At 55.8% G+C, this 20,350-nt stretch carries 19 protein-coding genes; 7 read left to right on the forward strand and 12 right to left on the reverse strand.

Annotated features, from left to right (window positions below; translation table 11 throughout):
* Positions 1-25: 25 nt before the first annotated feature.
* The 3 genes from PW792_04595 (at position 26) to PW792_04605 (ending at position 3,129) form a co-directional block, all read left to right on the forward strand.
* Positions 26-1,126 carry an efflux RND transporter periplasmic adaptor subunit gene (locus tag PW792_04595; protein MDE1161210.1) on the forward strand — a complete coding sequence of 367 codons (1,101 nt, stop codon included), beginning with the start codon at positions 26-28 and terminating at the stop codon, positions 1,124-1,126.
* Positions 1,116-2,606, forward strand: coding sequence for an efflux transporter outer membrane subunit (locus PW792_04600; protein MDE1161211.1), 1,491 nt, complete (start codon positions 1,116-1,118; stop codon positions 2,604-2,606). Before PW792_04595 ends, PW792_04600 begins: the two co-directional genes overlap by 11 nt.
* 61 nt (positions 2,607-2,667) lie before the next feature.
* On the forward strand, positions 2,668-3,129 hold the full coding sequence (locus PW792_04605; protein ID MDE1161212.1) for a DoxX family protein: 462 nt from the start codon (positions 2,668-2,670) through the stop codon (positions 3,127-3,129).
* Between the two features lie 23 nt (positions 3,130-3,152).
* Here the strand turns inward: PW792_04605 and PW792_04610 are convergent, their stop codons facing one another.
* The gene (locus tag PW792_04610; protein ID MDE1161213.1) at positions 3,153-3,443 is read right to left on the reverse strand and encodes a SemiSWEET transporter; all 291 of its coding nucleotides are present in this window, start codon (positions 3,441-3,443) and stop codon (positions 3,153-3,155) included.
* A 40-nt stretch (positions 3,444-3,483) separates the two neighbouring features.
* Positions 3,484-4,644, reverse strand: a complete 1,161-nt coding sequence (locus PW792_04615) for an MFS transporter (GenBank protein MDE1161214.1) — start codon at positions 4,642-4,644, stop codon at positions 3,484-3,486.
* Between the two features lie 267 nt (positions 4,645-4,911).
* On the opposite strand from PW792_04615, the gene PW792_04620 reads away from it, so the two are divergent.
* Complete coding sequence (locus PW792_04620; protein MDE1161215.1) at positions 4,912-5,691, forward strand: putative quinol monooxygenase; 780 nt, start codon at positions 4,912-4,914, stop codon at positions 5,689-5,691.
* Positions 5,692-5,757: 66 nt separating this feature from the next.
* Positions 5,758-6,654: a sugar phosphate isomerase/epimerase gene (locus PW792_04625; GenBank protein ID MDE1161216.1), complete on the forward strand. Its 897-nt coding sequence runs from the start codon at positions 5,758-5,760 to the stop codon at positions 6,652-6,654.
* Positions 6,655-6,682: 28 nt separating this feature from the next.
* Here the strand turns inward: PW792_04625 and PW792_04630 are convergent, their stop codons facing one another.
* Positions 6,683-7,540 (reverse strand): helix-turn-helix transcriptional regulator, encoded by an 858-nt coding sequence (locus PW792_04630; protein ID MDE1161217.1) that lies wholly within the window; start codon positions 7,538-7,540, stop codon positions 6,683-6,685.
* Positions 7,541-7,610: 70 nt separating this feature from the next.
* Between PW792_04630 and PW792_04635 the strand changes: the two genes are divergently transcribed.
* A complete protein-coding gene (locus tag PW792_04635; protein ID MDE1161218.1) occupies positions 7,611-8,678 on the forward strand; it encodes an SDR family oxidoreductase in 1,068 nt (355 codons plus the stop codon).
* A gap of 112 nt (positions 8,679-8,790) precedes the next feature.
* Entirely contained in the window at positions 8,791-9,900 is a 1,110-nt protein-coding gene (locus PW792_04640; GenBank protein ID MDE1161219.1) for an L-dopachrome tautomerase-related protein, read from the forward strand.
* 81 nt (positions 9,901-9,981) lie between these two features.
* Here PW792_04640 and PW792_04645 read toward each other — a convergent pair whose 3' ends face one another.
* From PW792_04645 to PW792_04685, 9 genes are all read right to left on the reverse strand, one after another.
* Positions 9,982-10,965 carry a transaldolase gene (locus PW792_04645; GenBank protein MDE1161220.1) on the reverse strand — a complete coding sequence of 328 codons (984 nt, stop codon included), beginning with the start codon at positions 10,963-10,965 and terminating at the stop codon, positions 9,982-9,984.
* 57 nt (positions 10,966-11,022) lie between these two features.
* A complete protein-coding gene (locus PW792_04650) occupies positions 11,023-11,991 on the reverse strand; it encodes a fructose-1,6-bisphosphatase (GenBank protein ID MDE1161221.1) in 969 nt (322 codons plus the stop codon).
* Between the two features lie 79 nt (positions 11,992-12,070).
* Positions 12,071-13,531, reverse strand: coding sequence for a decarboxylating NADP(+)-dependent phosphogluconate dehydrogenase (gene gnd / locus PW792_04655; protein MDE1161222.1), 1,461 nt, complete (start codon positions 13,529-13,531; stop codon positions 12,071-12,073).
* Between the two features lie 58 nt (positions 13,532-13,589).
* Positions 13,590-14,228 carry an aldolase gene (locus tag PW792_04660; protein MDE1161223.1) on the reverse strand — a complete coding sequence of 213 codons (639 nt, stop codon included), beginning with the start codon at positions 14,226-14,228 and terminating at the stop codon, positions 13,590-13,592.
* Positions 14,225-15,499: a four-carbon acid sugar kinase family protein gene (locus PW792_04665; GenBank protein ID MDE1161224.1), complete on the reverse strand. Its 1,275-nt coding sequence runs from the start codon at positions 15,497-15,499 to the stop codon at positions 14,225-14,227. Before PW792_04665 ends, PW792_04660 begins: the two co-directional genes overlap by 4 nt.
* A gap of 2 nt (positions 15,500-15,501) precedes the next feature.
* Positions 15,502-16,176: an aspartate/glutamate racemase family protein gene (locus PW792_04670; GenBank protein MDE1161225.1), complete on the reverse strand. Its 675-nt coding sequence runs from the start codon at positions 16,174-16,176 to the stop codon at positions 15,502-15,504.
* The gene (dctA, locus tag PW792_04675; protein MDE1161226.1) at positions 16,173-18,230 is read right to left on the reverse strand and encodes a C4-dicarboxylate transporter DctA; all 2,058 of its coding nucleotides are present in this window, start codon (positions 18,228-18,230) and stop codon (positions 16,173-16,175) included. Before dctA ends, PW792_04670 begins: the two co-directional genes overlap by 4 nt.
* Positions 18,231-18,341: 111 nt before the next feature.
* Entirely contained in the window at positions 18,342-19,115 is a 774-nt protein-coding gene (locus PW792_04680) for a TIM barrel protein (protein ID MDE1161227.1), read from the reverse strand.
* 9 nt (positions 19,116-19,124) lie between these two features.
* Complete coding sequence (locus PW792_04685; protein ID MDE1161228.1) at positions 19,125-20,342, reverse strand: Xaa-Pro peptidase family protein; 1,218 nt, start codon at positions 20,340-20,342, stop codon at positions 19,125-19,127.
* Between the last annotated feature and the right edge of the window lie 8 nt (positions 20,343-20,350).

The raw sequence follows: 20,350 nt of genomic DNA on the forward strand, positions 1-20,350 counted from the left end.
CCGCAATCGCGAAGCTGAGGGCGTTGTGCGGGCCAGTACCGTCTTGGTTCCGGAAGTCACGGTGGTCAAGCCTCGGCTTGGTCCTGCCGAAAACTCAGTGACCTTACCGGGGAACCTCCAACCCCTTTATAGTGCCGCGATCTACGCTAGGACCAACGGCTATGTTCAGAAGCGACTGGTCGACATTGGTGCTCAAGTCAAGCGTGGGCAACTGCTTGCAATTATCGCGTCCCCGGAAATAGACCAACAGCTAAATCAGGCAAAAGCTGACACGGTGCAGGCTGTTGCCGCCGTAGAGCAGAGCAAGGCTGCCCGTCAGCAAGCGCTCGCTAACCTTCAAATCGCAAAGATCACGCGTGATCGCTATGCTCCGTTGATCTCCAAGCGTGCTGTGACACAGCAGGCGCTGGATGAGGCTGATCAAGCGCTTGCCGCTCGCACTGCCGATGTCGCGGCGGCTCAAGCGAACTTCGACGCAGCGGAGGCAAATGTCAAATCAAAGCAGGCAAATGTAGGACGTCTCTCCGAGCTACAGGGTTTTGAGCGAATCGTTGCGCCCTTTGATGGGGTGATCTCTCAGCGCAACGTAGAGCAGGGTGATCTTGTGAGCGATAGCAGCAATGCGGGTGGCAAGCCGCTATTCACCGTCATGCAGGGCCGGACGCTGCGCGTTCAGGTCGAGATCCCGCAATCCTCAGCGCTGGATATTAAAGAAGGTTCGCTTGTTACTCTTCGCATCCAGGAACGCCCCAGCGCGATGTTCACCGCAAAGGTCACGCGTACTGCAGGTTCCGTTGATGTGGCGGCGCGCACGATGCTGACAGAGGTGCAGGTCAACAACGAGGACGGCTCACTGCTACCAGGCATGTATGGAGAGCTTACCTTCACTACCCAATCGCCACAGCGTTCGTTGCTCATTCCAGCCTCAGCTCTGGTTGTCGACAAGAAGGGGATGCACGTCGTGACGGTTTCCTCGGACAGTCATGTTCATGTGATTCCTGTCGACATCGGTCATGACAACGGATCTGAAGTCGAAATCTCTCAAGGCCTTCGAGGTGGTGAGGTTCTCGTGAGCAATCCGAGCGACTTGCTCAACGACGGAGAGAAGGTGTCGATTGCGCAATAAGAAACGCTCACAACACCGCACGACGCGATGGAATCGATATTCGATTGCTCTAGGTCAGGTTGGATTAGTCCTTCTGACGGGATGCACAGTCGGGCCGAAATATAAGACACCGACTGCAGCGCTCGCTCCATCGTTCAGCGAAGCAGCGCCATCGACCAAAGACTGGAAGGCTGGTCAGCCAAGGGACACAGACCATAAAGGAGAATGGTGGCGCGTATTTGAAGATCAGCCTCTGAATGATCTCGAGGCACAGATCGCCGGGGCGAATCAAGACCTTAAGACCGCAGAAGCTCATTTCAACATTGCGCGAGGCGTAGTTCGTGGTGCACGGGCAAGCTACCTTCCAAGCGCGGATGCAGGGGTTTCCGCAGGCACCGTCAGAACTTCGGCCAATGCTCCGTACTTCCTTACTGACTTGGCCAACAATGGAAGCCCTAACTTCAGCTTGCCCATTGATCTCAACTATGAGCTCGACCTGTGGGGACGTGTTCGACACGAGGTGGCCGATGCAAGGGCGCAGGCGCAAGCAAGTGCTGCGGACCTCGAAAATGTGCGGCTCAGCCTCCACGCTGAACTCGCCTTAGATTACTTTGCCCTGCGTGGGGCAGACGCTCAGGCGCAGCTCTTTGATCGCACGATCAAAGCATACGAAGACGCCCTCCAATTGACCAAGGATCGATTCCAGGGAGGGCTTGCGATTTCATCCGATGTAGCCCAAGCGGAAACCCAGCTCGAGCAGGCTCATGTCCAACGGATTGATGTCGATGTGAAGAGGAGGCAATTGGAGCATGCCCTCGCTGTCCTGGTAGGACAGCCTCCCGAGGCAGTGCATATTCCTGTACAACCTCTCAGCGTCAACCCTCCAGCCATCCCGGTACTGCAGGCTGGCGTCCCGTCTGAGTTGCTCGAAAGACGGCCTGATATCGCTGCCGCTGAGCGTCGCGTCGCCTCTGCCAACGAGCAGATCGGCATCGCGAAGGCCGCATATTTCCCAACCCTATCGCTCAGCGCCCTAATGGGGATCCAATCAACGAGCGCATCCAACTGGTTTTCATGGCCAAGTCGGATGTGGGCTGTCGGGCCATCAGTATCGCAATCGGTCTTCGATGGCGGTCGTCGTCGAGCCGCTTCGGAGCAAGCTCGCGCCAACTATGATGCGACGATTTCAACATATCGGCAGACCACGCTTCAGGCGTTTCAGCAGGTCGAGGACAATTTAGCCGCTCAAAAATTGCTCGGCGAGGAAGCAACACGCCAACACCGGGCGACCATGGCGTCCTTGGAGGCCCTCGATACCTTTCAAAGTCGGTACCAAGGTGGGCTTGGACTCTACCTTGAGGTCGTCACTTCTCAGACGACGGCGCTCATCAATCAGCGTACCGAAATTGAATTGACCACCCGAAGGCTCGATGCCAGCGTGTTGCTGATCAAAGCATTGGGCGGGTCATGGGATAAGAACCAACTTCCGCGTAAGCCCTGAGACAACGTGAATTGTAGATAGGTCGGTTCGATACGCCAAAGAAGTTAGGAGAGTGTAGGAGATGAATCTCAACAAACCTGAAGTCCTGTCACGACATCATGCAGAGCGTGCTTACGCGCTGCTTCGCGTGATTCTCGGTATCAATATCGCTATCCACGGAATAAGCCGCATCGTCGGCGGACCGGCAGCCTTTGCATCTGCTCTTGTTCCGCTATTTGCAAAGACTCCTCTTCCCAGCGGCATGGTGTATGGCTACGCTCTAGCGCTTCCTTGGATGGAGGCGCTAGTCGGATTGATTGTTCTAGGGGGCGTCTTTTCGGTCAGCGCCTATACGGCCGGGATGATCCTGATGGCGACTTTGACGTTCGGCTCGGCTCTTCGACAGGATTGGGAGTCCGCAGGGCTACAGCTGATCTACGCCGTGATCTACGCGGGACTGTTGTCGTTCATCCCATTGAACCGAGTGTCCTTCGACGGAATTCTGAGAGCGCGCAGCTTGCGTGCTCAAAGCGAGATCATTTGAGGCAATCACGTTGAAGAGCGGGATCAGGTGGGAGGCAGATCTTTTGCCTCCCGCCTGTCGTACCGCATCTTTAGGATCGCGATGCAGGTGGATAACAGCAGGGTCAGAGCATTCGCGAGCAACACGGGCATCGAGTGAGCATGGACGCCATAGATCACCCAGCAGAGCGACCCGAAGCTGTACATGGCGAATGTGCTGAATGAAACTCCCTGCGCCGACTTCAGACGATAGACCCGGAGCAATTGCGGGACGAAAGAAACCGCATTACAAATGGCGGCTGTATAGCCGAAAAGATCATAGATAGATAGGTTCATGGCAACCTCAGAAGTTTTATGTCGGTAGGGTCCACGCCGACTAGTTCGAAGTGATCGATGTCTGCTTTCGAACAGCCACGCCCAGAGTGAGCAGCGCTGCGAGACACAGGCCGGCACCCACAATGCCGCTAGAACCCCAGCCGAAGCCTGCGGTGATCGCCAGACCCGCCAGGAACGGACCCAAAGCATTTGCGATATTGAACGCACAGTGGTTGAGAGCCGAGGCTACTGACTTCGACTCGTCGGCGATCTCTATGAGACGCGTCTGTAGCAATGCCGCCAGAGCCCCGAGGTTCCCGAGCAAGAACAAGAGAACGGAAAGGCTCCACAGATGCGTGTCGGCGAGCGGGAACAGCGCAAAGAGTACTGTCTCGCAACCGAGCAGCCAGCCGATCGTCTTGGAAAGAGCTTTGCTCGCAACCAGGGGGAGAACAAGCGTGCCCGTCGTCATGCCAACTCCAACGATCGCGAGCTCGACCGGAACCGTCGCAACCGACGCATGTGTGACGTGGAGTAGCGTCGGCCCGAGGTAGGTGTACACCGCGAACAAGCCTCCGTAGCCCAGAGCACCGACAAGCAAATTCAACAGCACTTGCGAATTCTTGAGTGTCTGAAGTTCCTTCCTCCAGCTAGATGCTTCAGTGGGTGCTTGGTTCGGCACGAAGATCCATGTCAGCAGCAACGCGAGTCCGCTCACAAGGGCAACGACTCCAAAGCTCCATCGCCAGCCAAATTCCTGTCCGATCCACTGCGCTACAGGCACGCCGACTACCGTTGCCACGCTGAGTCCGAGCATAACCAGGCCGATAGCGCGCGAAAGCTGCTCAGGCTCGACAACTTCGGCTGCGATGAGAGCTGCGATACCAAGGAGTGCCGCATGGGGCAGAGCAGCGACGAAGCGGCTGATCAAGAGAGTGGAATAACTGTGCACTATGACAGTTGATGCATTGCCCAACGCAAACAAAGCCAGGAGAAGAAGGGCCGTCTTCTTTCGAGAGTATGAGGCTGCCAGGGCGGTGAGCAAAGGGCCGCCGATGACGACGCCAAGGGCGTAGACACTCACAGCTTGACCCGCTTGAGGCACAGAGATTCGAAGCTCCTCCGCCACAGCTGGGACCACTGTCATGGCTGTAAATTCGGTCGTGCCGATCGCAAATGCTGTCACGGATAATGCGAAGATTACCCAGCCGTGTCGGCTCATTGCCGTTCTGCCCGTGGATTCGATCGCCGACGATGACACGCATTCCTCCTGTCATGGCGAGTCTCTAAAGACTCCCAAAACTCGATGCTAGTTCGAAGCGTGAGGCTGATCCTGAAGCTGGCGATCCTAGGAGCAGGACTCCTTGCATAGCGCTCGCCAATGCCCTCATGGGGAGCCGCGGTCCTAGGAGTATCAATCTCAGGACACAGACCGAACGAAATCCTATGCTCAACCCGTGGTTGAGTTCGTTCGTGAAGGGGAAAGTCATTGTCTGATCAGAAAACAAAAAGCAAGGTAGCCAAGTGCCTACTGGCAGGAGGGCTCATCGTCGCCGGAATGAATCCGGCCGTGAGCCTCGGACAAGAGGCGGTCACGCCGTCGCCCGAGAAGGTATCAGAACCGCCTGTGGTAATGTTCAATACCTTCCACCTGAAGCGTGGCGAGGAGACGTCATTCCTCACGACCATGAGGACGAATGCGCGTCACGCAAGAAAAGAGAAGGGAAACATCATCTTCGATGTGTATCAGCCAGAGGATGGGGCGTCGGATCTCTATCTGGTGGAACGCTGGAGCAGCCAGCGGATTTTGGATAAGCACATGCAAACTGCGCCATTGAAGGCTGTCATGGAGCATGTGAAGACGGCTACAACAGAGGCTCCGAATCTCGAGTATCTGAAAGAGGTCTCAAGCCCCTTGTTGCCGAAAGCGATCTCGTCTCCAGCAGCGACGAGAAATGTTGTCGTGACTCTATTCGCCAAGCCGGAACGCCAAAGCGATCTCATCTTGGCATTACAAACGGTCACGGAGCATTCCCGCAGCGCGCCTGGAAACCTAAGCTTCAACGTTTTTCAAGACGTCTCGGATGCCAACCGCTTCGTCATCGTTGAGCGTTGGGTGAGCGTCGAGGCACATGAGAAACATCTCACCCAGCCGTACATCCAGCCATTGCAGGCAGCATTTGAACAAGACTTGAGAGAACCAGCTGTCAATGGCCGGCTGCTGCTCAAGGATGTCTTTGCTTCTGAATCGGTCGCCACAACGCGATAAGAGACACGACACGGTCCCGCTCGCACGCGTGATCGTGTCGCACACCAAACTCTAAAGAAGGCTGGAATGAGTACAAATCAGCACAATGAAGGGGTGAAGCTTTGCGCTTCGTACTGGACTCTCGCAGGAGACGTTTTCCCCGGTGGTCCATCAGAAATCAGTCCGTTCCCCATTGAGGACCGTATCGTGGCGGCGGGCGCCGCCGGTTGGCAGGCAATGGGCTTCATTCTGCCCGACATCGTCGAATCGATACGTAGACTCGGTATCAATGAGATCAGAAACCTCCTGTATACGAATCGAATCGTTGCGGTGGAACTGGAACTCCTCGAAAACTGGTATTTGGCCGACGGTCGACGTTCTGCAGATCAAGCGGCGCTTGAGACCATGCTCGCTATAGCAGATTCGCTTCCAGTGGCGAAGATCAAGATCGCAACCGGAGCTAGGGGGGAAGCGTTGCCACCGCGCTCAACGATGCGAGACGCCCTCGGATACCTCAGTGAGCGTGCAGCCGTGCAAGGCGTGGATATCGTTCTCGAATACATGCCATTCAAGAGCGTTGGGTCCATTGAGACTGCGGTCGAACTGGTGCGCGATCTGCCGTCCGGGAACGTGGGCATCTTGCTCGATACATGGCACACAGTGCGCGGCGGGATGACACCGGCATCGATAGAATCCATTCCGACCGGACTGCTCAAGGCCGTAGAGCTTAATGACGCAGCGCCTCTGCCGGAAGCAGATCTCTTCGAGGAATCGACGCATTCGCGACGTCTCTGCGGCGAAGGATCAATCGATCTTCCAGCGTATGTGCAAGCGATTCTCGACGCAGGATACGGAGGATACTGGGGAGTCGAGATTCTCTCGCGTGAGTTCCGGAAACTCCCTCTCCATCTCGCGGCGCAAAAAGCTTTTGCGAGCGCTTCTGCTCAGTTTTCCCGTGCAGGTGCGCAAGCTGACAGTCGGTGATGATCACCGACTGTTACGCCCATTCCATCTACTCATTTTTCGGAATGTATGTGATGATCCTCAGCTTGGCAGGACGATGAAGCTCAAGATCAAGACTGTTGTATGCGAGCCTCCCCAGCTTCGGATGCTGCATTTCCTTATGCCAGCTTGGCGGCCAAGCTACATTGTGCCGTGGCCAAAGCTGCTGGAACTCGGGACTCTGCGCATTCATGTCGTCGATCAACCGGAGATAGTGCGGATCCGCCACATGACCAACCGAATCCGTTCTAAAGTGAGCGATGGTGCAATGGGCTAGTTCTTCCCAGTTCAAATACTTCTTGCGTATGGCGCTGCTGGTGAACACGAGACGCACAAAGTTGCGCTCGTCCGCGGGAAGCTTGGCGAAATCGAAGATGACCTTTGCAGCTGCCTGATTCCAAGCAACAACGTCCCAAGTCGCGTTCATGGCATACGTAGGATTGGGATCCATGCTGTCGATCATGCCCTGCACGGAACTCAGTACCTTTTCCGATTGCGTGGCGACCGGCAGGGGAGCCGTGTATCCCGCCAACTGAAACAGATGGGCTCTCTCGTCACCGTTGAGATGAAGCGCAGAGCTCAGTCTATCGAGGGTGAGTTCTGAGATCTGCAGTTCCCGCGCTTGTTCGATCCACGTGTACCAGGCCACGCTGATGCTGGCTGCTTCAGCAACCTCTTCTCGACGGAGCCCCTTCACGCGGCGACGTGCGGTATTTGGTAAGCCGATTTCCGTCGGCATCAAGCTATCGCGCTTTGCCTTCAGGAACGAGGCGAGTTCAAGACGATGCGACTTTTTCAGATCCTCGGCGCGGAAGGACTGTGCCAAGGTGGTAGTGCTGATCCTAGGATAAATCGTTGCTTGTTCCATGTTATCTATTCTCTACCATAAAGAAGTACTCGTGCTAGTCCGAGTGATCGGAATTTGAAGGGAAGGCAAAATGTCAGCAAAAAATGTGGTCGTGGTGGCCGGTGTCCATGGAGTGAGTGGGCGTGCATCGGCGATTGAGTGGAGCAAGGTTCCCAATACTGTCGTCTATGGGCTCTCGCGTCGCAGTGGGGATGTCCCTGAGGGGGTGAAACCAGTCATCCTCGATCTTCTGGATCCTGCTGGGACAAAGCTGGCCCTATCGAAAATAGAGCCTGTGACGCATGTCGTTTTTGGAGCCTATATCGAGAAGGCGACTGCAGCAGAGAAGTCATCCTTCAACACGGCCATACTTGCCAACCTGCTCGATGCTGTGGACGCGAACGGTTCCAGCCAGCTGCGTCACGTCACGTTCTATCAGGGGGGCAAGGCCTACGGTGCAGACCTCGGGCCGTTCAAAACTCCCGCGCGAGAAGACGATCCCCGTCTCATGCCTCCCAATTTCTACTACGACCAGGAAGACCTGTTGCGGCAGCGTCAGGTAGGGAGGTCATGGAGTTGGAGTGCTCTTCGGCCCGAAGCGATCTGTGGTTTTGGCTTGTCCAATCCAATGAACCTCGCCATGTCGATTGCCATCTACGCGACGATCTCGAAGGAACTCGGTCTCCCTCTTCGATTCCCTGGCACGGAGGCAGCGTACAACGCTCTCTATCAGGTGACTTCTGCTGACATTCTTGCTAAGGCGACGGTTTGGGCAGGCACAACCGCAAGCGCTGAGAACGAGATTTTCAACATTACCAATGGCGACTATTTCCGATGGAAGCATTTGTGGCCGCGTATCGCGAAGTGCTTCGACCTCGAGGTTGCTGATCCGATCCCCACGCCACTCGCTTCGTACATGACGGACAAGGTGCCTGTGTGGGAGCGGATCATCGAGAAGCATGGTCTCCAACCCATACCTTATGCGGCGGTTTCCGCATGGCCTTTTGCAGACTTTATCTTCAACAGCGGTTTCGACAACATCACGAGCACGATCAAAGCGCGGCGCGCCGGCTTCCACGAATGCATCGATAGCGAAGACATGTTCCGCGAGTTTTTCGATGAGCTGAGGCTCAACAAGATCATTCCGACACTCGCATAAAGCGCTCACGACTTGGTTTCCGTTCCAGTCGCACTCCAGTTGAACTGGAGTGCGACTTCAACCAACACCCGAAGCACTCTTGCTGTGCTCTCTGATCGAAGAAGAGGTGGATATGAGCAAATGGGTTTCTAGGCCTTTCCTGATAACGCTGCTTGGTAGTGCCTTGGCGAGCTCTGCTCTTGGCCAAGTTGGCGTTAGGATGACAACCGCAGTCGCATCGCCTTACCAAGCAAATGGTGTTGCTGTCGCTGCAGATGGACGAATTTTCTTGTCTCTGCCTCGATTGATACAGCAGGACAGTTTCTCGGTTGGACTCGTAGAGAATGGCAAGGTCAAAGCCTATCCCGGTGACGCGTGGAATACGACGACCGGCGAAACGAGCAATCGATTCAGTAATGTCAACGCTGTACGGATCGAACCACAACGACCGGATTCACTCTGGGTAGTCGATTGTGGCTCGGGGAAGGCTGGCGAAACGAAGTTGGTGCAGATCACTCTGCGCGAGAACCGCGTGCATCGGGTCTATCGCCTCTCACCAGCCGAGGCCCCCGCGCATAGCTGCCTGAACGATGTTCGGGTGTCAGACGGACGTGCTTTCCTTACGGAGTCTGGTACCGGAGCGATCGTGATCATCGATCTCACAACCGGTGAAGTCCTGCGCCGATTGGCAACAAGCGCGACGACTAAGGCTCCCAACAAGCCAGCTCTCGTCGTAGACGGGCGTCCTCTTGTTGATCCGCATGGCCAACCAATCACCGTCCATGCCGATGACATCGAGCTCAGCCCCGATAGGGAATGGCTCTACTTCAGTGTGCCGTTTGGCGGAACGCTATGGCGAGTCCGAACAGCAGATCTCCTCGATCGAACCATGAGCGAGTCTGCGCTGAGTAAACGCGTAGAGAGCCTCGGTCCAATGATGCCAGTCGGCGGTATCTTGATGCTTGCCGACGGAAGTTTGCTGATGGGAGATCTCGTCAACCATGCGCTGGTGAGACGATTCCCGGATGGAAAGATCGCCAAGCTATTTTCTTCGCCCGAGCTGCGTTGGCCCGATGCGATGGCGGTCGGGCCAGACGGGGACGTCTATGAGGCCGCACCGCAAGGCAATGCGAGTCCTGCAAATAACAAGGGCAAGGATGATACGGTGCGACCGTTCAAGGTCTTCCGATTCACTTTACCTTCCATCGATTCGTCTGCTTTGGCACCTCTACGCCCACGATAGATATCGCATTGAGCGACGAGCATGAATGAAATGGGCTGCGGAATTCCGCAGCCCACTTCATTAGCCATTGCCTCTTCGATTTCAACTCGCAAGCTCAGAGAGTCGCTTGCTCAGTAGCTCCTCCAACTCCTCAAGTGCTTTTGAGAATCCATCGATACCTTCCGAGAGCTTATCGCGAGCCATCTCGTCTGCCGCGTGCATTTTCTCGAACGTTGTTCTATCCATGGGAATCTTCTCTATCTCCGCTGAGTTGGCACGCTCCGGATCGAGCATTCGATCCAGCTGTCCCTCGGTCGAGCGCAACTCTTCGAGCAATTTCGGTGAGATCGTCAATAGATCCAGACCCGCCAATTGCTTGATCTCTTCCGCGTTGCGAAAGCTGGCGCCCATTACCTGAACGGGATAACCGAACTTCTTGTAGTACGAGAAAATCTCGGTCACAGACTTCACGCCTGGATCGTCCTTTCCCTCGTACGTCCGCTCCGGGTGGTTCTTCTTGTACCAATCGAGGATCCTACCAACGAAAGGCGAGATAAGCGTGACACCCGCATCGGCACACGCAACCGCCTGATGGAGGCCGAAAAGGAGTGTGAGGTTGCAATGAATCCCTTCCTTCTCCAACTCTCCTGCTGCTTGTATGCCCTCCCAGGTTGAGGCGATCTTGATCAACACGCGATCGCGCCCAATGCCGGCCTTGTCATACTGTGCAATGATCTCTCGCGCTTGCTCTTTAGTTTTCTCTCGGTCATAACTCAACCGCGCATCGACCTCTGTTGAAACGCGTCCAGGAACAATCTCAAGAATCTTGAGCCCAAACGCGACTGCCAACGCCTTGAAGGCATATCCTGCGACCGCTTTGCTATCCGCACCTTCGCCGGCATCCTTCTTCGCCTGACGCAGAACGTCATTGATGATCTCTTGATACTCGGGCATCGCAGCGGCGGCCGCAATCAGCGATGGATTGGTGGTCGCGTCCGTAGGCTTATATTTCTCGATGGAATTGATGTCCCCTGTGTCAGCTACAACCGTGGTCATCGTCTTCAACTGGTCGAGTAACGTTGGCATGCAAGTGTTCTCCTCTCAGCTCGTTGCCAATTCATCCGCGAGCGACGGATGTTCGGTTCATGCGCGAGCGTTTGCATGGACAATCCGTCGCAGGTATTCAACTTCAACTCGTGAACCAATGGCCAGGCCTGTGCGTTCGTGAATTCCGCTCGCAGATTTATCGAGGATGCGATTCCCTCCGTCGGTTGCGGCTCCATCTGCTTGTTCGATGATGAAGGCTAGAGGGAACGCTTCGTAGAGCAATCGCAGCTTTCCCTGAGGCGATTTTGCAGTTGGGGGATAGACGAAGATGCCGCCCTTTAGCAGCGTGCGATGGAAATCTGCAACAAGTGAGCCGACGTATCGGGCAGCATAGCTCTTGTTGTTCACGAGTCCTGCTGCGACATCCTGATGGAAAGCTTGAAACGCATCAGGCCAGGACGGCGCACTCAACTCATTGCCTGAGAAATATGGTCCTTGTTGAGGGACCTGTATCTCGGATTGCACCAAGACAAAGCGTCCGTCATTGTTTAGGACAAACGATGCGACCCCATCGCCGGTGGTCAGCACCATCATCGTGGATGGACCATATAGCACGTAGCACGCGGCAACCTGATTTGCTCCCGCTGAGAGCAGCGTGCCCTCGACACTCGCCGACGTCTTCTTCACAACAGAGACAATGGTTCCGATGTTCACATTGACATCGATATTCGAGGAGCCGTCGAGAGGATCGAATACCAGAAGATACGCTCCGTCTATATGGCTGAGGAGGATCGGGAATTCGTTCTCCTCGCTCACCAGGGCTGCGATGAACTTGTTCAGTGAAAGGCGTTCGATGAGGACGTCATTCGCAACAACGTCTAGCTTCTGTTGCACCTCACCCTGAACATTGATCGACTCGATGGCGCCATAGCCGTCTCTCAGTCCGGCGACACGGATATGTGCCGCAATCACAGCGCACGCACTGGCAAGCGACGCGAAGATCGACCCAAGCGAAGAGCCTCCTCTCTCCGCTACATATTCAGAAACTTCCTGCCCCTTCGACATACTTTGGTCCTTTCCTAGAGATCGCGGAACGCGTCGATGGATCCAACGTTAAGTCGCGCGGACGGCGCGTGAGTCATGCTCAGGCGTTGTAGGTCGAAGAGGCGACGCGGCCACCTTTACCCGTCCAGTTGGTATGGAAGAACTCTCCTCGCGGTTTGTCGATCCGCTCGTAGGTGTGGGCACCAAAGAAGTCTCTCTGAGCCTGCAATAGGTTCGCAGGCAGACGTTCGGTACGATAGCCATCGAAGAACGCGAGCGCACTCGAGAATGCTGGTGTTGGGATACCTAACGCAATCGCATGAATGAGAGCCCTTCGCCAGCTGTCCGCATAGTGGGTCAATGCCGAAGAAAAGAAGTCATCCATCAGGAGATTCTCGAGTTCCGCATTCTCATCGAACGCGTTCTTGATGTCACCGAGGAACACCGAGCGAATGATGCACCCCCCACGCCACATCAGGGCCACACCACCCATGTTCAGCTTCCAGCCCTGAGATACCTCCGAGGCACGAAGCAGCATGTACCCCTGCGCATAGCTGATGATCTTCGAGCAATAAAGCGCCCGCCTGACATCTTCAATGAATTCGTCGCGCTTCGTAGGAGGAATGGAGGCTTGTACCGGCGCTTGAAAGACCTTTGAGGCCTTTACGCGCTGTTCCTTGAGCGAGGAAAGGCAGCGAGCGAACACGCTCTCTCCAATCAGAGTCACAGGTTGCCCGTTGTCTAGCGCATCGATAGCAGTCCACTTTCCGGTGCCCTTCTGTCCCGCCGTATCAAGGATTTTGTCGACCAGCGCACTGCCGTCTTCGTCCTTCTTGTTTAGGATCTGCGCCGTAATGTCGATCAGAAAACTATCGAGTTCCCCCTCGTTCCATTCCTTGAAGATGTCTGCGAGCTCCTCTGCAGACGCGCCGAGGCCCTGTTTGAGAAGGTGGTATGCCTCACCGATGAGCTGCATGTCGCCATACTCAATCCCGTTGTGCACCATTTTGACGTAGTGGCCGGCACCTCCTTCTCCTACCCAATCGCAGCACGGCGTGCCGTCGCTGACTTTCGCCGCAATCGACTGGAAGATATCTTTGACCGCAGGCCATGCCGCGGGATCTCCTCCTGGCATGATGGATGGACCAAAGCGCGCTCCCTCTTCGCCCCCAGAGACACCCGTACCGATATAGTGCAAGCCTCGCTCCGCGAGAGCTTTCGTACGGCGATTCGAGTCCGTGAACAAGGAGTTGCCGCCGTCGATGACAATATCGCCTGGCTCGAGATAGGGAAGCAGTGAGTCGATGGTCTTGTCCACGACATCGCCAGCTTTGACCATGATCATGACGCGCCGCGGTGTCTTCAGTGAAGCGCAGAGCTCTTCGACGGAGTGGCAGCCGACCACCTCCGTACCTTTTGCTTCCTCGGCAAGAAACTCATCGACTTTTGCTGTCGTTCGATTGAAGACCGCAACTTTGAAACCGTGGTCATTCATATTGAGGACCAGATTCTGTCCCATGACTGCCAGCCCGATCAGGCCGATATCACAACTCTTGTTCATTCGTTCTCCAGTGTTTGAGGCAAAAGCTTGCAAGTATGCGGGGGAGACCCTCGGAGCTTCAGCTCGGGAAGTGCTTGTTCAACTCAGCAATTGCCTGCAGCGTCAGAGGGGAAGTGGGGCGGTCTTTCAGCAGGAAGTAGATCTTCGCGGTTTCCTCTAACTCCTCATAGGCATACACCGCCTCTTCAATGCTCTTACCGGCAATGATGGGACCATGATTTGCGAGCAGCATTGACGAGTGATCTTTTGCGACTGTACGGACAGCGTCCGCGAGAGCGCGGTCGCCAGGACGAAAGTAGGGGACGATCGGCAGCTTGCCGACGCGCATAATCTGATAGGCCGTAAGCGGCGGCAGTATGTCCGTGACATCCTCATGTCGTAAGCAAGATGCTGCGACCGAATACGTGGAATGAAGATGCACAATCGCCCTCGCTCCAGGACGAGATTCGTAGACCGCAAGATGAAAGAAGGCTTCCTTCGAGGGAGGATCACCCGAGATCAGTGAACCGCTCAGTGAGACCTTCGATATCTGTTCGGATCGAAGGTCTCCCAAACACGAATTCGTTGGTGTGACGAGGATTTCGCCGCTCTCCAATCGAACCGATAGATTCCCCGCGCTTCCGTGAGCGAGTTGCCGCGTGTAGAGAAGCGCTCCGATGCGTACCAGCTTGTCGCGAAGTTCTTGTTCTGTACTCAAGCCCGTGCTCCTTCCAGTTCCGATAGCGCATGTGTGAAGAACTCTGGCCGTCCGAAGTTCCCAGATTTGAAGGCCAGCACGAGGTTCCGCTTTGCGCTGATGACGATAGGGACGCCAGGATCGATTTCCGGACCGATCAAGAGATCACCAAGATCAAGAGCCTGTGCCACCGCCCCCGATGTCTCTCCACCCGCGACAACGAGCCGTTTGACACCACCGCTAACGAGTTGGCGAGCGGTCTCTGCAAACAAGGCATCGAGTCGCGTTGACACCGCTTCACGGCCGAACTTCGCCTGTGCCGCCATGACCTGCTCCGGTGTTGAGGACGAGTAAACGAGAGGCGCCTTGCCCGTATTCCTCCGCACGAACTCAACAAGCGATGCTGGCTGAATGTCGCCCGCCATTACTTTGTCGACGGGGATGTTCAGCACAGGATGCTCCTGAGCATGAATAGAGATCTGAGTCCGTGTCGCTCCAGAGCAGCTTCCGGCAAGAATCGCTTCTGGTCCTGACGCACCGTCGAACCTCACATGAGAACCCTTCGCAAGGCCACGGCGAATCAGATCCCCTGGGATGTGGAGGGCAATGCCAGAGCCGCCAGTGATAAGTGGCGCATCAGCGCATGCTTCGCCGAGAGTGAACAGGTCTTCGTCGCAAGTCGCGTCCACAATGACAAGTGTTTCGCCGCGTTCTGCGGCCTCGTTCAGAGCACGACGCACATGATGAGCTCCGCTACGAACCATCCTCTCTGAGACCAGGCCAACCTCTGATGTTGATTGGTAGGAAAGCCAGCGACGGATGTTGGAATCTGACATCGGAGTCAGCGGGTGCTTTTCCATGCCAGATTCGCTGAGGAGGCGATCATGCACAAAGAGGTGTCCCTGATACACCGTTCTCCCTGCAGCAGGGAAAGCAGGACAAGCTGCAACACCTTTGACTCCTAAGGCCTGTGCCAGGGCTTCGGCTACGGGGCCAATGTTCCCCTCGCGTGTGGAATCGAACGTCGAGCAATATTTGAAAAGAATCTGTCGGCACCCTTGAGCTCGGAGCCAGGTGAGGGCTTCCAACGACATCGCGACCGCTTCGGCAACTGGCGCTGACCTTGTCTTGAGCGAGATGACCCCAGCTTCAACATCATGTACTGCGGGCTTGTCCGGAATGCCCATGTATTGAGCGACGGTCAACCCGCCCTCTTGACCACAACCCTTGGCGAGCGCGTTAGCAATATCGCCCGCTCCTGTGAAATCATCTGCAATGACTCCAACCAACATGACTAACTCCTCTCCACGAGCGAGCGAATCCGCTTGACGGCAGCGTCCGGAGCCGAGAGCACGGGAATCGCTAGACGCTCTTGGACTGCCGCCCGCGCACGTGAGGTCGAGAAATGCGCGAGCATGATTGCGTCGAATCCGGTTAGTTCTTGCGAGCGCTCGGCGACCAGCCGATTGTGCGTTTCGGCATCTCCATTGCGAAGCGCATCAATCGCTCCCGCTGCGACGATCGTGGTGAGGCTCGCGGAAGAGTGCGAAGTTCTCACGAAATCCTCGAACTCCTGGGTCATAGTGCTTACGGCAGGCGCAAACGTCGCGAGCATGCCGATCCTTCCCCCGGCCGAGATTGCGTCTTCGAACATTGCTTCATTCGGCTTCACAACCGGTATAGAAAGCTCATTCGATAGACGGTCGATCGCAGGGCCAAATGCGGAACAGGTGATCAAGATTCCGTCCGCCTTCACACTCTGCTGCGCATATCTTCCGAGGTCGACAAAACGCTCAATCAGCTCTTGCGACAGAACCGATCCATCCTTGGCTCGGTCGATCGTGAGCCCATCATCGAGCAGATTGATCGGTTCAGCATCAGCCCAAAGGCGCTTCATCGAATCCTGTACCGGATCCATGGCTACGGGAGTCGCGTGGAGCAAAACGATACGTGGCTTAGACGAGTTCATGCTGACACCTTCCGTAGGCCGACCGCGGCGGGAGTTGCCGTCCCCTGAATTCCGATTGCCTTTCCCGCCAAGCGTGACCGCAGTCCGCCATTCTCGTAAGCTGCGGAGGCCTCTGCGGACGAAAGATGTGCGATGAAAGCTTGTGCGCCTTCAGGATCGGCAGCATCGGAGAAGATGCCGATGGAGAAGTCAGTCGGGACTTGATAAAGCTCCGGGAACGGGCCGACTACATCGACGCCATCGATCGACATCAACTCGCTGACCTGCTGTACTGCGAGGTCACATTCCTCACTCACAACATGCTTCGCGGTGAAACCGCTCGGTATGACCAGGGCGCGTGCATTGATCTCATCCGCAATCCCGAGACGTTCGATCAGTTCTGCGAAATAGATCCCACTCGCACCCGTGCGGGAGTAGGCGATAGAACGAGCCTTGAGCAGTGTTTGTTTGAAGGCCTCAGGAGTGGAGATGTCGGGTCGCGCTGCTCCTTTGCGAACTCCCAGTCCGAAAAGTGCCTGGGCGATTGGTGTGACCGATTTCTGTACGATGAGGCCTTCACGCACCAGCTGATCCATAGACTCGTCGATGAGAATCACGGCATCCGCTCGTTCACCTGCCAGGATCTTCTGCTTCAAGACCGCCGTCGGATTCCAGTCGATCGAGGCATCGAGTCCCTTTGAACGCCAGGACGGAAGCAGGGAACGATTCAGCGCTACTTCGACAGCGAGGGTACTCATAACTTTCACGGTGTCGGGCTCCTTCACTTGCTTGAAAAACAGGTTAGGATCCGTCACTGGCGGTCCGTTCTCAAGCTCGGCTAGCGCAACGTCCATATCCAGAGCACCAGCCCAGCGTCCCACAACGACCGTGGCCACGACATTGCTGAAAAGATTTGTGACAGCTCGAATTTCCGCCATGAAGCGGTCTACGCCTATGAGCAGTGAGAGTCCCGCGACGGGAAGTACACCCAAAGTCGGCAGCGTTGCAGCTAGCGCAACGAAGCCGCCACCGCTCACGCCCGCTGCACCCTTGGAGGTAAGCAGCATGATCAGAAACATGCTGAGCTGCTGTGCCAAAGAGAGATGGGTGTTGGTCGCGTGCGCTATGAAGAGCACTCCCATCGTCATGTAGATCGCAGTGCCAGACATATTGAAAGAGAAACCAGTGGGCATCACGAGACCCACTACCTCGCGCTTCACCCCGAGTCGGTCCAGCTTCTCCATGCTCCGCGGAATCATTGTCTCGCCGGAAGTAGAGGCGAACACAATGAGGAGCTCATCCTTGAAGTAGGCAATCAGCTTGAAGATATTGATACCGGCGAGCTTCGTAGAGATTCCGAGCACGATCACGACGAAGAGGATGCTCACGACGTAGACAGAAGCGACCAGCTCTCCCAGACTCTTCAACGTCCCTATGCCGTACTTACCGATCGAGAAGGCGAGTGCTCCGAATGCGCCAACGGGGGCAAGGCGCATGATGAGGCCGACCATAACGAATAGCCCGGAGCTGACCTGATCCAAAATCTTCACCAACATCTTTGTCCGCTCGCCCAACTTAGCCAGGCCGATGCCGAAGAGCACCGCCACGAACAAGACTGGCAGAATCTCTCCGGTAGCAAAGGGCTCCATAAATGTGTTCGGAACAAGGTCCAGAAAGAAATTGGCAAACGTCATTGGCTTCGCTTTTTGAACGACGCTCGCCACCGCGCCAGCATCAAGGGTCGATACCTTCGCGTTGATCCCGTTGCCAACCTTCCACAGATTGCCGACGACCATACCCAAGAAGAGGGCTATGGTCGAAGCGATCTCAAAGTAGATGAGAGCTTTCAAGCCGACCTTAGCTACCTTCTTCATGTCGCCGATGGTTGCAATACCCACCACGATCGTGATGAAGATGACTGGTGTCACCACCACCTTGATCGCCTTGATGAAGAGATCGCCAAGCGGCTTTGCTTGAACTGCTAGTTGTGGATCGAAGTAACCAAGCAGACTGCCAAGAACTACGCCAATGAGGACCTGAACATAGAGCTTTCTGAGCCAACGTTTTGCTTGCATCGTTTTGCACCCATCCTTCACGTCTGTGCTCCGCTCTCCGAATCGAGCGATCGCTTTTCCTTCGAAAGCAGTCGTTTTAGACGCCTTCGTCACTTCTCAACCACGCTGGCCCTACATCCAATTGAGCCCGTCGATGGTATTTGAACGAGGTATGTATTCGCATCCGAGATACCCGCGATATTGGGTTTCCAAGAGCGTTTGCTTCAATTGCTTGAAGTCGATGGTTCCCGTACCCGGCTCGTGTCGCCCAGGGACGTCGGAAATGTGCACATGTTTGATCTGTTCCCGGTACCGTCGGATTTGGCCGTCCAAGTCGAGACCTGCGGTTATCACGTGGAACACGTCCAAGAGCAAACCGATGTTCCGCTTGCCGGCTGCTGCTATCGCTCGTGCTGCTACCTCTGGTGTCTCCACGTAGTAATCCGGGACCGCTTGATGACACATGGGTTCCACGATGATCGTGATGCCGTACTCCTCTGCACGTTCTGCGGCATAACGTAGGCTCTGGATGTACTGCTCCCAGTTTTCGTCTGTTCTCGCCGAAGAGGGAACGACGCCGGCCATCGCATGGAGAAGCTTCACGCCGATCTTCCTGGCGTAGAGTATCCCTTCCTCGACGCTCTCCGTGAACTCGGTCCAACGCTCCGGAAAGATGGCGATACCCTTTTCACCTTTGCTTGCATCCCCGGAACGAAGGCCGAACTGAATATAAGAAGCGCCTGTTTCTGACAGGCAGTCCGCTAGGTCGCTCGCCGGCGTGGCGTAAGGGGACGGGTGCTCCACGGCGGCGAAGCCGTGAAGCTTCGCCGCGCGTACACGATCCAGAAACGGTAGCTCCTGAAAGAGGTAGCCAATGTGGGCGCTGTAAGGGAGAGTATTCGTCATGTCTCGCTCCTACGCGCCCTTGGTGCCGCAGAGGTTCCAACCGCGACCACCATCTCCGTACGACTCCCAACCGTCCGCCGTGATGGCGATGGTGTCCTCGAGCTTGATGAAGCCGCGCGTCTTATGGTGAAGCTCTGTTTCGACGGAGATCACCATGCCTTGTTCGAGGGGACGAGTGGCGTGATATGCCTCATACTTCGGCATCGCAGTCGCCGTCAGCCACGGCGCTTCATGGCTGACGATGCCCATACCATGCGCCCAGAAGGACATTGCGTCTTTGGCCGAAGATCGACTTAGGGCCTCGTTGGCTCTCACGAAGAGATCGCCGCCAATCGCGCCCGCCTTGAGGCCTTTGCGCGCAGTCTGCTGCACATCTTCCACTTGCCCCAGCAGGTCGATCAACTCCTGATCGGGATGTCCGCTGTAGCCCATGCGGGTCACGTCGCCGATGTAGCCCTTGTAGTTGCCGCCCGAGTCGAGCGCGAGCACTTCATTCTCGTGCCATACCTGATCGTATGGAGCTCGATTCATCGATGTCCCCATGTTCGTCAACGCATACTCAAACTTGAGCCCGCGCTTCGTCTCTTCCTCGCGGAGTGCTTCGACAATCTGTCTCTTCGTGACTCCAGGCCCGTACGTTCCAAAGACTGCCAGCATCGATTCGACGACCTTCTCTGAGCCAAGGCGTAGAAGAGTCAGCTCTTCGGGACTCTTTCGCGCGCGAAGGATCTCTAGGGTGAACGTCGCATCAATCAACTTCGCGTCAGGAAGGTTCTCCTGCAGAACGCCATAGGCGTCGATCGGCATAAAGCCCACCTCGATGCCAATGCGGCCATTCTGGACGTTGAGGCGCTTGATCTGCTCCACGGCCGATGCGGCGTAGCCGGTGCTGGTGAACTTCGTCAGGTCGAAATGCGAAACCCAGAAACTTCCCAACTGCTTTTCATACCGTTCCCACGGTGCGCCTACGTAACCTGAGTCAAGCGGCTGTCCCTTCTTGTAGACGAAGAAGGGGAGATAGCGGCTGAGTCCATGAGCATCCATGAAGTCGTAAAAGAAGAAGCGATAGTTTCCAAGCAAATACTGAATGCTGTGCTTTGAGGTGACGAGCAGGGCATCAAGCCCTGCTTCGTCCATCAACTGATCGAGCCGGTTGGTATCAAACGGCGGTTTGAGATACTTCGACCGATCTTCGACCGGGTTTCCTTCCGAATACGCAAAAGCCATTTCTTTCT

The organism is Acidobacteriaceae bacterium, from assembly GCA_028283655.1.
GTDB lineage: Bacteria > Acidobacteriota > Terriglobia > Terriglobales > Acidobacteriaceae > Granulicella.

Excerpts from the sequence above, each read along its gene's own strand:
- PW792_04645 (MDE1161220.1), bottom strand. The coding sequence starts at position 10,965 with ATGCCAACGTTACTCGACCAGTTGAAGACGATGACCACGGTTGTAGCT.
- PW792_04680 (MDE1161227.1), bottom strand. The coding sequence starts at position 19,115 with ATGACGAATACTCTCCCTTACAGCGCCCACATTGGCTACCTCTTTCAG.
- PW792_04650 (MDE1161221.1), bottom strand. The coding sequence starts at position 11,991 with ATGTCGAAGGGGCAGGAAGTTTCTGAATATGTAGCGGAGAGAGGAGGC.
- gnd (MDE1161222.1), bottom strand. The coding sequence starts at position 13,531 with ATGAACAAGAGTTGTGATATCGGCCTGATCGGGCTGGCAGTCATGGGA.
- PW792_04685 (MDE1161228.1), bottom strand. The coding sequence starts at position 20,342 with ATGGCTTTTGCGTATTCGGAAGGAAACCCGGTCGAAGATCGGTCGAAG.
- PW792_04635 (MDE1161218.1), top strand. The coding sequence starts at position 7,611 with ATGTCAGCAAAAAATGTGGTCGTGGTGGCCGGTGTCCATGGAGTGAGT.
- PW792_04615 (MDE1161214.1), bottom strand. The coding sequence starts at position 4,644 with ATGAGCCGACACGGCTGGGTAATCTTCGCATTATCCGTGACAGCATTT.
- PW792_04610 (MDE1161213.1), bottom strand. The coding sequence starts at position 3,443 with ATGAACCTATCTATCTATGATCTTTTCGGCTATACAGCCGCCATTTGT.
- PW792_04640 (MDE1161219.1), top strand. The coding sequence starts at position 8,791 with ATGAGCAAATGGGTTTCTAGGCCTTTCCTGATAACGCTGCTTGGTAGT.
- PW792_04605 (MDE1161212.1), top strand. The coding sequence starts at position 2,668 with ATGAATCTCAACAAACCTGAAGTCCTGTCACGACATCATGCAGAGCGT.
- PW792_04625 (MDE1161216.1), top strand. The coding sequence starts at position 5,758 with ATGAGTACAAATCAGCACAATGAAGGGGTGAAGCTTTGCGCTTCGTAC.
- PW792_04665 (MDE1161224.1), bottom strand. The coding sequence starts at position 15,499 with ATGTTGGTTGGAGTCATTGCAGATGATTTCACAGGAGCGGGCGATATT.
- dctA (MDE1161226.1), bottom strand. The coding sequence starts at position 18,230 with ATGCAAGCAAAACGTTGGCTCAGAAAGCTCTATGTTCAGGTCCTCATT.
- PW792_04670 (MDE1161225.1), bottom strand. The coding sequence starts at position 16,176 with ATGAACTCGTCTAAGCCACGTATCGTTTTGCTCCACGCGACTCCCGTA.
- PW792_04630 (MDE1161217.1), bottom strand. The coding sequence starts at position 7,540 with ATGGAACAAGCAACGATTTATCCTAGGATCAGCACTACCACCTTGGCA.